This is a genomic window from Enterococcus crotali (assembly GCF_000633635.1).
GTDB classification, from domain to species: Bacteria; Bacillota; Bacilli; order Lactobacillales; family Enterococcaceae; genus Enterococcus_L; species Enterococcus_L crotali.
The window spans coordinates 22,284-38,001 of the sequence record NZ_AYPQ01000004.1 but is presented as its reverse complement, the minus strand read 5'-3'; the positions used below and the strand labels follow the sequence as shown (position 1 = coordinate 38,001).

Annotated in this window: 14 protein-coding genes and 1 pseudogene; 13 read left to right on the top strand and 2 right to left on the bottom strand. The window is 33.9% G+C overall.

The window, feature by feature from the left end; all coding sequences use genetic code 11:
- Positions 1-25 precede the first annotated feature (25 nt).
- Positions 26-1,117 carry a flavodoxin-dependent (E)-4-hydroxy-3-methylbut-2-enyl-diphosphate synthase gene (gene ispG, locus V192_RS0110465; protein WP_025871496.1) on the bottom strand — a complete coding sequence of 364 codons (1,092 nt, stop codon included), beginning with the start codon at positions 1,115-1,117 and terminating at the stop codon, positions 26-28.
- A 157-nt stretch (positions 1,118-1,274) separates the two neighbouring features.
- Positions 1,275-2,087, bottom strand: coding sequence for a DUF1189 domain-containing protein (locus V192_RS0110460; RefSeq protein ID WP_025871494.1), 813 nt, complete (start codon positions 2,085-2,087; stop codon positions 1,275-1,277).
- 167 nt (positions 2,088-2,254) lie between these two features.
- Here V192_RS0110460 and V192_RS0110455 point away from each other — a divergent pair, with 167 nt between their 5' ends.
- The 13 genes and pseudogenes from V192_RS0110455 to V192_RS0110395 all read left to right on the top strand — a co-directional run bounded on the left by V192_RS0110455 (position 2,255) and on the right by V192_RS0110395 (position 15,688).
- Positions 2,255-2,863, top strand: coding sequence for a superoxide dismutase (locus V192_RS0110455; RefSeq protein ID WP_025871492.1), 609 nt, complete (start codon positions 2,255-2,257; stop codon positions 2,861-2,863).
- A 128-nt stretch (positions 2,864-2,991) separates the two neighbouring features.
- Positions 2,992-3,966 (top strand): diaminopimelate epimerase, encoded by a 975-nt coding sequence (dapF, locus tag V192_RS0110450; protein WP_025871490.1) that lies wholly within the window; start codon positions 2,992-2,994, stop codon positions 3,964-3,966.
- Positions 3,967-4,057: 91 nt separating this feature from the next.
- Complete coding sequence (locus V192_RS0110445; RefSeq protein ID WP_025871487.1) at positions 4,058-4,891, top strand: hypothetical protein; 834 nt, start codon at positions 4,058-4,060, stop codon at positions 4,889-4,891.
- Between the two features lie 155 nt (positions 4,892-5,046).
- Positions 5,047-5,880 (top strand): YveK family protein, encoded by an 834-nt coding sequence (locus tag V192_RS0110440; RefSeq protein ID WP_025871485.1) that lies wholly within the window; start codon positions 5,047-5,049, stop codon positions 5,878-5,880.
- Between the two features lie 11 nt (positions 5,881-5,891).
- A complete protein-coding gene (locus tag V192_RS0110435) occupies positions 5,892-6,593 on the top strand; it encodes a CpsD/CapB family tyrosine-protein kinase (protein ID WP_025871483.1) in 702 nt (233 codons plus the stop codon).
- 25 nt (positions 6,594-6,618) lie between these two features.
- Positions 6,619-7,383, top strand: coding sequence for a tyrosine-protein phosphatase (locus V192_RS0110430; protein ID WP_025871481.1), 765 nt, complete (start codon positions 6,619-6,621; stop codon positions 7,381-7,383).
- 19 nt (positions 7,384-7,402) lie between these two features.
- Positions 7,403-9,210: pseudogene (locus tag V192_RS19925) on the top strand (polysaccharide biosynthesis protein).
- Between the two features lie 11 nt (positions 9,211-9,221).
- Entirely contained in the window at positions 9,222-10,427 is a 1,206-nt protein-coding gene (locus V192_RS0110420; protein ID WP_025871478.1) for a DegT/DnrJ/EryC1/StrS family aminotransferase, read from the top strand.
- A 4-nt stretch (positions 10,428-10,431) separates the two neighbouring features.
- A complete protein-coding gene (locus V192_RS0110415) occupies positions 10,432-11,541 on the top strand; it encodes an ATP-grasp domain-containing protein (RefSeq protein WP_025871476.1) in 1,110 nt (369 codons plus the stop codon).
- Between the two features lie 23 nt (positions 11,542-11,564).
- Positions 11,565-12,461 (top strand): NAD-dependent epimerase/dehydratase family protein, encoded by an 897-nt coding sequence (locus V192_RS0110410; RefSeq protein WP_025871474.1) that lies wholly within the window; start codon positions 11,565-11,567, stop codon positions 12,459-12,461.
- On the top strand, positions 12,442-13,041 hold the full coding sequence (locus V192_RS0110405; protein WP_025871472.1) for a sugar transferase: 600 nt from the start codon (positions 12,442-12,444) through the stop codon (positions 13,039-13,041). The genes V192_RS0110410 and V192_RS0110405 overlap by 20 nt, the downstream gene beginning before the upstream one ends.
- Positions 13,038-14,306: a glycosyltransferase gene (locus V192_RS0110400; RefSeq protein WP_025871470.1), complete on the top strand. Its 1,269-nt coding sequence runs from the start codon at positions 13,038-13,040 to the stop codon at positions 14,304-14,306. The genes V192_RS0110405 and V192_RS0110400 overlap by 4 nt, the downstream gene beginning before the upstream one ends.
- Entirely contained in the window at positions 14,303-15,688 is a 1,386-nt protein-coding gene (locus V192_RS0110395; RefSeq protein WP_025871468.1) for an O-antigen polysaccharide polymerase Wzy family protein, read from the top strand. Before V192_RS0110400 ends, V192_RS0110395 begins: the two co-directional genes overlap by 4 nt.
- The last annotated feature ends 30 nt before the right edge of the window (positions 15,689-15,718 follow it).

Below are 15,718 nucleotides of genomic sequence, written 5' to 3'. Positions count from 1 at the left end.
AATCTTTTTTATTCAGCATTTTTTACTATATTTTTTCACCGCGAGCAAATGCAGCTGCAAGAAGATCGACTTCTTTTTTTAACTCATCAACCATGATCTCTTCAGGAACTGTGCGGATGATCTTCCCTTTTTTGAAAAGCATTCCTTTGCCATTCCCACCAGCAATACCAATATCTGCCTCCCGTGCTTCTCCAGGACCGTTAACGGCACAACCTAGAACAGCGACTTTGATAGGTGCTTTGATTTGTTCAATGTATTCTTCGATCTCGTTAGCAATCGGGATCAAATCAATTTCAATACGTCCGCAGGTTGGACAAGAGATCAATGTGGCAGCATTGCTTGCTAAACCAAATGCTTTTAAAACTTCCTTAGCGACTTTGATCTCTTCTACAGGATCAGCAGATAAGGAAACGCGACAAGTATTTCCGATACCGCGTGAAAGTAATGCACCAAGTCCAGCAGCAGATTTCATACCGCCGGAAAACTTAGTACCAGCTTCTGTGATACCTAGATGTAACGGATAATCAAACGTTTGTGCAGCCAGAGTGTAGGCTTCGATTGCAAGCGTAACATCACTTGCTTTTAGTGAAACGATGATATCGTAAAACTCTAGATCTTCAAGTATTTTAATATGTTCAACGGCGCTTGCGACCATTGCTTCTGCAGTAGGATAGCCATATTGCTGCAAGAATTTCTTTTCTAAAGAACCAGCATTTACACCAATTCGGATGGGGATGCCTTTGGCTTTGCAGGCAGTGACTACTTTTTCTACGCGATCTTTACGGCCGATATTTCCCGGGTTGATCCGGATTTTATCTACACCTTGTTCGATTGCTTTTAGCGCCAGTCGATAATCAAAGTGAATATCAGCAACTAAAGGAATCGAAATTTGACTTTTAATAGCACCTAAAGCGTCAGCAGCGGCCTCATCAGGAACCGCGACGCGAACGATTTGACAACCAGCTTCTTCTAAACGTTTAATCTGAGCGACAGTGCCTTCGATGTCGTGTGTTTTTGTTGTACACATACTTTGAATAAATAATTCATCGCTTCCGCCGATTGTTAAATCACCAACTTTGACTTGACGTGTGTTTTTACGGTGGGTCAATTCTCCCATAATGAGTTCGCTCCTTATTTACCATAGATATTATTTTATAAACTATTTCTCAATCAGTATAATTCATGGTCTATCTTATCACATAATTAGGAAACTGAGAATGTAAGAAAAGTTTAAGAATTAGTCAAGCAATTAAAGCAGTTCCATTGTTACAGGATTAAACTAAAGGCGGCTCTCGTCGTTCTTCTTTACGGATGGCAAAGAAGAAAATCAATAAAGAAATAAAAACGATCAAAAAGCTGTCATCGAAAGATCGATTGAAAAAATGAAGAAAACTGCTGATGATCACAGGTAATGTTGCGCAATAAGTTGTGATCTTTAGGCAATCTAAAAAGCGCAATTTATATAAACGAATCTTACTATAGAGATTGGCGCCAATCGCGATCAAGAGTAAATTGATCACTAAATTAATAAAGGTCGGGTACAAAGTAAAGACGAAAACAATTAGTTTTATCCAAAAAGGAACGCTAGCTTCATCTAGAGCTTGTTTCAAATTTTTGCTGCTTAAACCATCTAATGTGCCATTAGCATAGGGTACTTCAAATTGATTAGAGCCGAGCAAGGAGTCAGCTGTACCAGAATTTGGCAAAGACACAACGAATTCATCTTGCAAGAAGCCTAACCCGACCGCGTTTCCGATTGAATCAGCAGTGACATCACTTAGAGATCGTTTTCCTTCTGGATCGAATGTGAAAATGATCGAATTTGTTTGGTAAATAAACCCCTCAGCATTTTTCGCTGTTTGAAGCTTGCCATCCTTAATTTCGAAATTCGGCAATTTTTTTGCAATTTCTTGCCCATCACTTTTTATGTCCTGCATAATAGAAAATATTTGTTTAGTTATTGGCAAGGCAAGAATAATGCTTAGGAAAAAAACATAGAAAATGACTTTCCAAAACGGCATTTTCTTCGCTTGATTGAGATTCGTAAACTGAAATAGTGAGTGTTTAAAAAGCTTAAATGAGTTCATAAATTTTCTCCTGACTTCAAATTGAGTACACACGTCATTTTAAAGGAGTTAGCAAGGAAAAACAAGTTTGGCTAAAATTTTGTAAGCAATTACTTTGAAGGTTACCATAAAATCTGTTATCCTATAATTGTATGAAAATTTGTACTTAAATAATGGAGGGATTTTTTATGACTTACACTTTACCAGATTTACCTTATGCTTATGATGCATTAGAACCTTATATTGATGTAGAAACTATGCATCTACACCATGACAAACACCATAACACTTATGTGACAAACTTAAATGCAGCAATCGACAAACACCCTGAACTTGGAACAAAATCAGTAGAAGAATTAATTGCTGATATGGACAGTATTCCTGAAGATATTCGTACAGCAGTACGTAATAATGGTGGCGGACATGCTAACCACTCATTCTTCTGGGAAATCATGGCACCTAATGCAGGCGGCGCGCCAACAGGCGAGATCAAAGACGCAATCGATGCGGCTTTTGGTAGCTTTGATAAATTAAAAGAAAAATTTAAAACAGCAGCAACTGGCCGCTTCGGTTCAGGTTGGGCATGGTTAGTTTTAAACAATGGTAAGTTAGAAGTGACATCAACACCTAACCAAGATTCACCTTTAATGGATGGTAAAACACCTGTTTTAGGTTTAGATGTATGGGAACATGCTTACTACTTAAATTACAAAAATGTACGCCCAGAATATATCGATGCTTTTTGGAATGTTGTAAATTGGGATAAGGTTAACGAACATTTTACAGCAGCTAAATAAGCTGAAAATTGATTAAATTTTATAACTTTTTGAGGAAAACAGTAAATTACACTGTTTTCCTCTTTTTGTTTGTGGCATACTAATAGTTAGGGATAGAAAAAAATTAGAAAAGAATAGGGAGTTTGAGCATGAATATAATGATGCAGAAGGTCCATGGATCAGAAAATGATTTTTTTTTAATAGATGAAACACAATTAGAACGTCCCTTTACAGATAAGGAAATCGATGATTTACGAACGCGTTTATGTGATAGAAGCTCCGGCTTACTTGGCGGGGCAGATGGTCTTTTGCTGGTGGAAGAAGTAGTAAAAGGTGAGTCACTTGCGAAGATGCGTGTGATCAACAGTGAAGGTAGTGAAGCAAGTATGTGTGGCAATGGCTTGCGCACAGTTGCTAGATACTTAGCTGAAAAATCTGGTGAGGAATCCTTTACTGTAGAAACGATGTTTGCTGATCTTAAGGTACGACGGGCGCTCAAATTAGCCGATAAGGTAGAAACCTATCAAGTGGAAATTTCCCCTGTTCGCTTTGAAGCAGCGGCAATCCCGATGAATACTAAGCATGACAGGATCATCGATGAGATAATCCCAGAGTTATCAAGCAAGTTGAAGTTTTCAGTCGTAGCGGTTCCTAATCCGCACCTGATTACATTTGTGGATCATCAAACACTTTTTGGCGATGAATTTGAACGAATTGCAACTGATGTAAATGGTGATAATTCACTGTTTCCTGACGGGGTCAACGTCAGCTTCGTAGAAGTATTGGAAAAAAACCAAATATTTGTGCGAACTTTTGAACGTGGTGTTGGATTTACCAGTGCTTGCGGAACAGCTATGTGTGCAAGTAGTTTAATGCATGTGTTGTTGAACGAGGGTGAATTTAATGAAACTATTACTGTTAAAAATACAGGCGGTATGGTAAAAACAGTCGTGCATGAAGAAGATTCAGATGGATATTGGATGGAACTGATAGGCAATGCAACGATTACACATGAGTTATCAGGCACACTTTCTGACTTAGTTGTAGGTGATTTTGAAAAAATAAGTATCAGGGAAACCACAGAACAAGCAGATTATAGAACATTTATGGAATCTATGAAATAACTATCAGAAGACTCAAGGTGGTGGTATATCTAAGAGTTTCAAGTGTGAAAGCAAGGTAATTTTAAAAGGAGTGTAAAAAAGGAGTGTAAAAGTGGTAAAAAGTGATTGGTTTGGTAGTAATGGAATAAAAAAGGTGATTTACATAATTGTTATCTGCGGCTCAGTTGGTATTTGTTTTTTAGGATTACAAACTAAAGCTAGCCAGGAGCAACAACGAAAAATTGAGTACGCAGCAGCGACAATAAAGAATGAGGCTATAAAGATCAAACGGCTGAATAAACAAATACTTGAATTATATCAAAATGATCAAGAAGAGTTTCTGATAGAGCCTTTAGAAGTAGAAAAATTAAATAATCTCGAAAGGGATAGCATTACATTAAGAACAGAGGCAGCAGATTTTGGTTTGGAAAATAAAGATCTTTCTACAGATACCTCAGAAGTAACTGAAGGAAAACAACTATTACTGACCAAAATAGATGATATCAAAAATAAAAGAGACATCCAAAAACAAGTAACTGCATTACTTGTCCAAGCCCCGACTGACTGGGCTGCGGAGCCTGTAGATATTGTCATAAATGAAAAAGCAACGGTTGAGGGTATTTCACAGATACGCAATAAAATTACTGAGACTGAAAGTGCATGGAGTAAAGCTATACTAGCGCTTTTAGATGAAATGACTACGCAAGCGAAAGAATATACAGAGTTAAAACAAACAATCAATGGGATGGCTGAAGGAGAAACATTGACAGGTGAGGCAACACTAGAAAATATTATTCTTGTTTTCAATCAATTAGATCAAATCAAAAATGAGACGTTGAAAAAAGAGTTGTCTGATCGTTTGGATGTTATTGATAAGCTTTTGGAAAAGCAATTATTCGGTAATGAAGTCGTAAATAATCAAGAAGAAATTCTGCCAAATGAATAATATAGATTACAAACTGTTTTTAATAGTCAGAACATATTCTATCAATTATTTCAGTAATTGTTTAAATAATTGAGAGAGTATTCTTCATAAATAGCCTTGTACTTGGTTCATCAAGAACCTATAATTATTTGTGTGTAGTTAAAATGGAGGAAAAAATGGAAGAGACAATCAGTTTACAGGAATTAATCGGAGTATTAAAAAAACGTGTGGGTTTAATTATTGTTAGTATGTTTTTAGGTATAGGTGTTGCAGGGATATTAACTTACTTTGTGATTACTCCTAAATACAGTTCTCAAGCACAATTAATCGTTCGATTACCGCAAAATGAAACAACGAACGTTAATGATATTAACGGAAATCTGCAAATGATCAATACCTATAAAGATTTGATCAAAAGTGATACGGTAATGACTGAAGTACAACAACGGATGAAAACAGAGCATGACAATGATTTATCTGTTGAATCTTTAGGAGCAAGTATTTCAGTGAATCAATCACAAAATTCACAAATGTTTTCGATCGTTTCAAAAGTAACAGATCCAGTTGTGGCACAAAATGTAGCCAATCAGACGGCATTAGTCTTTCAGGAACAAGCTAAAGACATGCTGAATGTAGACAAGATCACAATTATATCGGCAGCTACTGCAAATGTGAATCCAGTCTCGCCAAATGATAAATTGAATTTAATGATTGGTTTGGCTTTAGGTGTGATGTTCGGTATAGCTGTAGCCTTTATTTTAGAGTTATTCGACAAAACAATCAAAGATGACAGCTTTGTGGAAGAAGAGCTTGGTTTTACAATACTAGGGGTTGTCCCTAACATGACAGCGAAGGAATTGAATGCCAAAGTGATTCATACGCCCTCGATGCCATCAGCGTCTCCTGCTCATTCACAAAATCATAATAAAGAAATATCAAGAGCGACACCAAAAGAGAATACTCAGTCAGATGCTTCTACACCAGCGCGTAGAAGTCGACCACGAGTTTAAAGGAGCATAGAATGACAAATAAAGGAAGAGTTCAAAAAAAACAAAAAACAAAAGCAGTTAGTTTGATTACACTGGCTGATAAATCTTCACCTATCTCAGAACAATATCGAACGATTCGGACAAATATTCAATATGCAATGGTAGATAGAGATTTAAAAACATTAGTAATTACGTCTTCTGGTCCAAGTGAAGGGAAATCGACTACTTCTGCAAATTTAGCCATTGTATTTGCAAATTCAGGCAAGCGAGTATTGCTCGTCGATGCAGACATGCGTAAACCTACAGTCGCCAAAACGTTTGCATTGGATAATATCCGTGGGCTAAGTACTTTGTTAGGAAGTCGTGAGACAATGTTGCATCAGGTTGTTCAGTCTTCTGGTGTTGATAATTTATTCGTGATGACAAGTGGACCTAAACCACCCAATCCGTCAGAGTTGCTGGATTCTAGAAGAATGAAAGAATTGATCTTAGAATTAAAGCAGCAATATGACTTAGTGATCTTTGATATGCCGCCAGTTGTAGCAGTGACGGATGCACAAATCGTATCATCAAAAACAGATGGGGCGATTTTAGTTGTTCGCGAAAATGTTTCAAAAAGAGACTCTCTATTGAAAGCAAAAAGTCTATTGGAGATGGTCGACGCAAATATCTTAGGAGTTGTCTATAACGGCTCGAAAAATATATCGGACCAAGGGTATTACTACGGTTCATAATAACAACTAGGAAGGAAAATAGCCAATGATTGACCTACATTGCCATATATTACCAGGGATTGATGATGGAGCTAAAACGATTGATGATTCACTTGATATGGCTAGAATGGCTGTTAAGCAAGGAATTACTCATATTCTCTGTACACCTCATCATAATAATGGTAAATATGATAATCCTGCCAGTCAGGTAATTACTCATGTGGCTGCCTTACAGAAAGAATTAGATTCCCGAAGCATACCGCTTACCTTGTTTGAAGGTCAAGAGGTGAGGATCAGTGGTGATTTAATAGAGCAGATTCAACAAGAGTCTATTTTATTTACGGATCTGGATAATCGTTATATTTTGATTGAATTTCCAACCAATGATATTCCGGCGTATACAGAGCACCTATTTTTTGAACTATTAAAAGCAGGGCATACGCCGGTAATCGTTCACCCGGAAAGAAACAGTAAGTTTATTGAAGATCCGAACAAACTATTACCGTTTTTAGATATGGGGGTTTTGACTCAATTAACAGCTCCAAGCTATGTTGGTGTCTTTGGGCGACAAATTGAGCGAACTGCAAAGCAAATGGTTGCCAACAACATGATATATATGATGGCTTCAGATGCTCATAATATTGAGAAGCGTGGTTTTTTTATGAAAAAAGCTTATGATGCTATTGCTAAAGATATGGGAACAGAGCATGTTTTAGCGATGCAGCAAATGGCTAAAGATATTTTAAATGGGGATGATGTGCGAATACCTGAATACAAGGAGATTAAAATGAAAAGATTTGGTTTTTTATAAGAAAGAGTGGGTTGTAAAAATGTCAAGAAAGACAAAAGTGTTGGTTTTACTGTTGGTAGATTCATTAATAATTATATTAGCAAATGCATTTTCTTATTCATACTTATTACCATATGTTGAAATTACATATTCTTTTTTAATTAAAGCAATTATTATGCAGCTGGGATTGTATATCCTGATCGGGTTTGCATTGAAAGTATTTACTCGTATTAATCGCTATACAAACATCAGCGAGATGAGTGCTATTTTTGGAGCAACCAGCATGGCAGCTATAATTGAGTTTATTATTTTATCGATAACAGATGCTTTTTACGGTCGGCGGTTTATTTTACTGTCGTATTTAGTCACAACTTTTTTCATTATTTCGAGCCGTTTAAGTTGGCGGTTGATTATTGAATACCGGAATAAAAAAGGTTCATCAAGTTCTGCTGCAAAGAAAACCTTGATTATTGGAGCTGGTGAAGCTGGCAGGATATTATTAAATAGTTTAGTTAACTCTACAACGAATGGCGATATTGACGTTGTTGGTTTTATTGATGATGCCCAAGATAAGTTTCATACATACCTTGGGGGTGTTCGCGTATTAGGGACAGTTGATGAAATTTCAAATATTGTTAAGAGTCATAAAATTGAAATGATAACAGTTGCGATTCCATCCCTCCAGCCAAAAGAGTTACAACGAATTTTGGAGATAATTACCCCATTAGGAATACCTATAAATTCCATGCCTGCATTAGAAGAGGTTGCTTCAGGAAACATTACAATTTCAAGATTGAAAAAATAGATGTTGTTGATTTGTTAGGGCGTGAAGAAGTTCAATTGGACATGATTCAATTAACGGATCAATTAACAGAAAAGATAATTTTAGTTACTGGTGCAGGAGGTTCTATTGGTTCAGAAATTTGCCGTCAGATAATGAAGTTTTCCCCAAAACAGTTATTGATATTAGGCCATGGCGAAAACTCTATTTATCTTATTGAAAGAGAGCTAAGACGTATTTTTTGTGCACAAGATACTGAGATCATACCTATTATTGCAGACATCCAAGATAGAAAAAAAATGTTTCAGGTTATCGAAAAATATCGACCAGAAACGATTTATCATGCTGCTGCGCATAAACATGTTCCTTTGATGGAAGAAAACCCTGCAGAAGCGGTTAAAAATAATGTTTTTGGTACTAAGAACGTTGCTGAAGCGGCTAAAGAATATGGTGTGAAAAATTTTGTAATGATTTCTACAGATAAAGCTGTGAATCCACCAAATGTGATGGGAGCAACCAAACGAATAGCTGAAATGATTGTAACAGGTCTTAATGATGGCGGACATACAAAATTTTGTGCAGTAAGGTTCGGCAATGTCTTAGGAAGCCGAGGGAGCGTAATACCTGTTTTTGAAGAACAAATCAGAGCAGGTGGTCCTATTACTGTGACAGATTTTCGAATGACTCGCTACTTTATGACAATACCAGAAGCTAGTCGCTTAGTGATTCAAGCTGGCGCATTAGCTCGAGGTGGCGAAATGTTTATCTTGGATATGGGTGAGCCTGTAAAAATCTATGACTTAGCAAAGAACATGATTAAGCTAAGTGGTTTTAGGGAAGATCAAATCGACATTATAGAAACGGGCATTCGTCCAGGTGAAAAATTGTATGAAGAGTTGTTGGTAAGTAAGGAAAAAAATTCTGAACAGGTATTTGATAAGATATTTCTTGGAAATGTTAAAGGGTTTGAATTTGAAAAGGTAGTATCATTTGTTAATAGTTTGTCACTGGATGAACAGCTTACAGCAAAAGAAGTGATAAAGTTTGCGAATGAATCAAGTAAATAAAAGGAGATATTATGAGAAATATACCATTTTCACCACCGGATATTACTGATAGAGAAATAAAAAGTGTTGTGGAAGTTCTTAAATCTGGATGGATTACAACAGGACCTAAAACAAAAGAATTTGAAAAAAAAATTTCTGAGTATTGTGGGACTGAAAAAACTATCTGTATGAATTCAGCTACTGCTTGTATGGAGATGTGTTTGAGGTTGTTAGGCGTTGGACCAGGCGATGAGGTGATAACTTCTTCATACACCTACACAGCATCAGCAAGTGTGATTGCTCATGTAGGGGCAAAAATAGTTTTGGTTGATACTGAAAATGACAGCTATCATCTATCTATAGATGCTCTGGAAAAAGCTATTACTCCAAGAACAAAAGTAATTATACCAGTTGATATAGCTGGAGTAATGTGCGACTATGATAGATTATTTAAATTAGTTGAAGATAAGAAAAAATTATTTTCGTCTAATAATGATATTCAAGCTATGTATGATCGGATAATTATTCTTGCTGATGGAGCACATTCTTTCGGAGCAACATACAAAGGGAGACAATCAGGTACTATTGCTGATTTTACTAGCTTTTCTTTTCATGCAGTAAAAAATCTGACAACTGCTGAAGGTGGTGCTTTGACTTGGAAATCTCTTGACCAAAAAGCAGATGAGTTGATTTACCGAACGATGAATACATTATCGCTACATGGACAAACAAAAGATGCTCTTGCTAAAAATAAGTTAGGTTCATGGGAATATGATATCGTAGAGCCTGCTTTTAAATGTAATATGACGGATATACAAGCGGCTTTGGGCTTAATTCAATTGGAAAGATATCCTAAATTATTATCTAAAAGGAAAACGTTGATTGAGTTATATGAATCATCTTTAAAAGAAGTAAATCAGGTAACTATGTTATCACATTACACTGAAAAATATACATCAAGTGGTCATTTATTTTTAATCGGTATAAGGGATTCGGACGAACAAAAAAGAAATCAAATTATCATGGAGATGGCTGAAAAAGGAATCGCCACAAATGTTCACTATAAGCCGTTACCTTTGTTAACAGCATATAAGAAAATGGGTTTCAAAATGACTGATTATCCTAATGCTTACAACATGTATCGAACGGAGATTACCTTACCGCTGAATACGAAAATGACGGAGAATGATATTGTTTATGTAGCTGAAAAACTAATTAGTAGTATTGGAGGGAGCTAAAGTAATGATGAAAGTGTTAGTATTAGGCGTTGCCGCTGTTCAATATGATGCAATTAAATTCATAAAAGAAACCTATCAAGACGTAGAAGTTCATGCTATTGCCATGAAAAATGACGGCATTGGTAGTATGGAAGCTGATGTTTTTACAGAGATTAATATTATCAATATAGATGAGGTCATTCACTATGTAAAGGAGAATAACATCAATCTTATCTATTCAGTTGGTTCAGATATTGCTATGCCAGTAGTTTCTAAAGTGAGTGAACTAACAGGGTTACCACATTTTATTTCAAGTGAGGTTGCTCAAAGATGTAATAAAAAGGATTTGATGAGATCATTTCTAGGTGAGGGTTTTAAAGGAAATATTAAATTTCAAGCTTTGAGTAATGTTGAAGATTTTGAATTTCAGATATTTGGTGAATATCCAATATTTTTAAAACCAGCTGACTCTCAAGGTCAAAGAGGTGTAATTAAGATAAACAGCCATCAACAGCTGTTACAAGAATTTGAAAATACCAAAAGCTATTCTAGATCTAATTTAGTGATAATTGAAAAATATGTTGATGGACCAGAAATATCAGTTAATGGTTACCTAGTCAATGGCGTTTTAAAGGTATGTGAGGTTTCTGACAGAGTAACGTGGCAAAAGTTTGAAGGCTTGATCCATAAACATATTTTACCAGCACATTTCTCAGATGAGATTTTTGAAAAAACAGCCAGACTACTTCAAATGTCAGCTAGCAAAATGGGTATAATCAATGGACCAGTGTACGCTCAGATGAAAGTTGAGCAAGAAGAACCTTACATTATAGAAATTACTCCTAGACTAGATGGTTGTCATATGTGGAATTTAATTTATCAGACTAAAAACTTTAATTTATTAAAATTAACCTTTGATCATCTATTATTTAATGATCTAAGTGAGCTAGAAAATTATCATCTAAGTTATGAAAAACAAATGACTTTGGAATTTTTATGTCAAGAACCGAATACTAAAGCAAAATATTTAGAAGATTTCGCGGATAATAATAAATCGTTTAGATACTATGAAGAAGGAGATATTATTCGTCCAATCAATAATAGATTTGAAAAAATTGCATACAGAATATTTTAATAAAAAGTGTGGTGGAGAGAAAAATGAAAGTGGTTGTTACTGGTGCATCGGGTTTTTTGGGAAAACAAGTAGTAAAAGATTTGAAAAAAATAAGTTCGATTGAACTTATATCTCTAACTAGAAATAAAAATGCCGATTTTTATACGGACTATTCATTAAACTCTTTAAATAGATGGTTTGAAAATGCTGACGTAGTTGTACACTTAGCAGCTAAAAGAGGCAGTGGAGTAACCTTTGAAGACTATAATGAAAATGTTCTTTTGACTGAAAAGGTAGTAATAGCAAGTAAAGAGAACAGTATCGGTAAATTTATCTATATTTCTTCTATCTCAGCATATTCTGATAGTAACTTGCTACCTTGGAGAGAAAATGATTCGCCTTCTCCTTGTAGTTTTTATGGATTAAGTAAGGTCGTGGGTGAAGAAATTTGTCGTCTTCATTTGAATTCTACTGAAACTTCTTTGTATATACTTCGCTTGGCACATGTATTTGGACCAAATGAAAAGAATAATTATATGATAAATCTGTTTATTCGCCAAGCCCTAAATAAGCAAGAGCTGTTTTTAACAAATCTAACAGAGGATAAGCGTGAATTTATCTATATTAAAGATGTGGTAAAAGCAATAAGAATGACTATATTGCATGATGATGGAGACGAGGGCTATTATTTGTTGAATATAGGAGCAGAAAATATATTAACTAATTTGGAAGTTGGTAAGCTAGTTAATAAAGTTTTTGATAATGAAAAATTGTTAGTTTTAGGTGATATTTCAAAGAACTCATCTAATAGTTCGTTTATGAATCATTCATTAGCTAAAAGTACAATTGATTATTCTGCAAGTTACAGTATGGAAAAAGCATTAGAAGAAATTAAACAAGAGATGGAAGGGATGGAAAAAAATGTACCAATTTTTTATTAAACGAATATTTGATATATTGATTTCTGTCATCCTGTTACCATTTATATGTTTGATATGCTTTATATTTGCTATAGCCATTAAGTTAGAAGATGGTGGTTCAATTTTTTATAATGCTGAGCGATTGGGTAAAAATATGAAGAGATTCAAAATGTTTAAGCTGAGAACAATGAAAGAAAATGCTCCTGATATACGTAATGTTGATGGAAGTACTTTTAATTCTAGTGATGATTATAGAGTAACAAAAATAGGTTTAATCTTGAGAAAGACGAGTATAGATGAGTTGCCTCAATTAGTGAATGTTTTACTAGGAGATATGAGCCTTGTAGGTCCTCGTCCTAGCCCACTAGGGAATGAACATAGATATTCGAAAGAATTTAAAATGAAATTTGAAGTTCAACCAGGAATTACAGGATTGAATCAAGCCTTGTTAAGAAATGCAGCATCTATGGATGAAAGAATGAAAAATGATGTTTATTATGTAGAAAATATGTCGTTTTTCTTAGATTTTAAAATTATTCTTTTAACAATTTTTTCCGTTATAAAAAGAAAAAATATCACTAGGGATGATGTATTAAAATGAAAAATAATAAGACTTTAATACTTTTAACAAATTATTTTCCCTTTTGGAAAGGTGAAGAATATCTTGAATCTGAGATTAATTATCTTTCTGAGACATTTGAGAAGGTTATTATTATACCTGTAATGATTAATGAAAATATGAAACAAACAAGGGCTGTGTCATCCAATGTTTCTATACTTAACGTATCAACAGATCATTCATTAAAAGGAAAAATTCAGATGCTGATCTACAATTGGAACGGGTCAATTAAGAATGAAATAAAGAAAATGCCAATAAGTTTTTCAAAGAAATTGTTTGAATATTATTTTCAAATAAGAAGTTTAGCTACATGGAAAATTGTTAAGGATGAATTTGAAAAAGAAATCGATTTACCAATCAACACCTCTATTTATATATACTCTTATTGGTTCTATCTCACTTCAATGGTGGGGATTGAACTTAAGAAACATTTAGTAGATAAAGATTATGAAGTTAAAAAAATTATTTCTAGAGCACATGGCTATGATGTAAATGAAAATGCTAATTTTTTGAATTATTTACCAAGCCGCGAGTATTTGTTAAGCAATATGGATTTTGTTTACCCGGTATCAACTTTTGGGGAAAATATGTTGAAAATGAGAGTCCCTAATTTAAAAGAAAAAGTAGCTGTGAGAAAATTAGGAGTTAAATCAATTAGTAATAAATTTTTCCAACATGAGAATAAAAAAATATATTTAGTTAGTTGCTCAACTATAAGACCATTAAAAAATATTGAAAAAATTATTGACACACTAAGTCTTTGTGAAAAAAGAGGTATAGATTATAGATGGATTCATCTCGGTTCTGGAAAAATGTCTTATGAAAAAAAAATCCATAAATATGCGAAAAAGAAGTTAACAGAAGGTAAGTATGAGTTTTATGGATATGTTAAGAACAAGGATGTAATGAATGTTTATAAAGATAAAGAAGTATCTTTATTTATAAATGTATCTGAATCGGAAGGAACTCCTGTATCTGTAATGGAGGCTTTTAGTATGTCCTTACCTGTTATTGCATCTGATGTTGGAGGAACTTCAGACATTGTAAAAGATGGATATAATGGAATTTTAGTCGATTTTCAAATAAGTCCTCAAGATCTTTTAGAAAAAATAATTGATTTGAACAATTTTTCAGAAGAAAAATATAATGAGATGTCACGAAATGCTTTTCTGACTTGGCAGACAATGTTGAGTGAAGAGAAAAATTACCAAAAATTTTGTCAAGAGTTATTAGAGGGGGATATATGAGAAAAAATTTGTTGTTTAACATAATTCAGATAATATTTTTCCCACTTTTGATAATTTGTTTTGCCTATTATTATCAAATAATGAATTATGAAGCTATGGCAGTTGTTTTGCTAATTTTAATTGTTTCGTTCTTCATTACTTCTTTTACAAAGTATCCAGATAATATACCTTTTTCGCTTTTTTTGATAACATTTTTTACATTTTTACTCGGGCGAATAGTTGTCACGGGAATCTTGGGATATAAAAAGGATATGGTCGGTTTATTTGGTACTGCCTTTTATGATACACAAATCATTATAGAGGTTTTATTATTACTTTTTATTAGTCTGTTATTTCTTTTTTTGGGAAGTTTTATAAAAATACAATTAAATCACAATTTAGTTCAAAGTAATTATGAGGAAATTAAGTTAGTAAGTAAATATATATTTTTATTATCGTTTATTCTTAGGGTGTTCGTACTGATTGAAATGATACAAGGAACAAATTCACAAGGGTATTATGAAGCATTTTCTTCTTTTCGCTCTTCATTACCTGGTGGTATAGTGTTTCTTAGTGAAATGTACGATATCAGTTTTTTTATTTTTTTAGGATGTATGCCGTATAAAAAAGAAGCTTTACCGTTTATTTATCTATATTTAGTTGAAGGTGTATTATGTTTATGGTCAGGAAGAAGATCAGATTTTCTCCTAAATGTTATTATACTGGTATTGTATGTATTCTATAGAGAATATTTCTCAAATAAAAGTGAAAAATGGATTAGCAAAAAGCAAATATTATTAGGTATTTGCATCCTTCCAATATTTTTCATAATACTTAATATAGTCGGAAATTTGAGAAGAGGTGATTCTCTAGCGACAAACCGAGTTTCTGAATCTGTGCTTGATTTTTTCTTCTCACAAGGAATTAGTGTAAATGTTTTGGGTTACACAATTAATTTTAGAGATTCTTTGCCTAATAAAAATTACTCGTTTGGTCCAATTATTGAGTTTTTCAAAACAAGAATTTTTATGAGTTTAACTAAAACTGAAAATTTTTATGTTGGACAGAACGTGAGCAGAGCTTTGGAGGGAAATCTTTTTTCACATACGATATCTTATTATATAATGCCTGACTTATATCTGAGAGGAATAGGATATGGTAGTAGCTATATAGCTGAACTGTTTAAAGATTTCTCTTATATCGGTTTAATATTAGGAAATTTATTTTATGGTTTTTTCCTAAGAAATTTTTACCGGTTTATAACACGTTTGAATCCATATTTTAAAGGTATTTTTTTTCTAATGGCTAGACAGCTTATGTTTGCACCAAGAAGCAGCTTTACAAATTTTTTAGTAGCCTCGTTATCTTTACCTAAGATTTTTAGTGTCATAGTTATTTTTTAATGGCTTATACATTAAAAAAAATTGGTAATA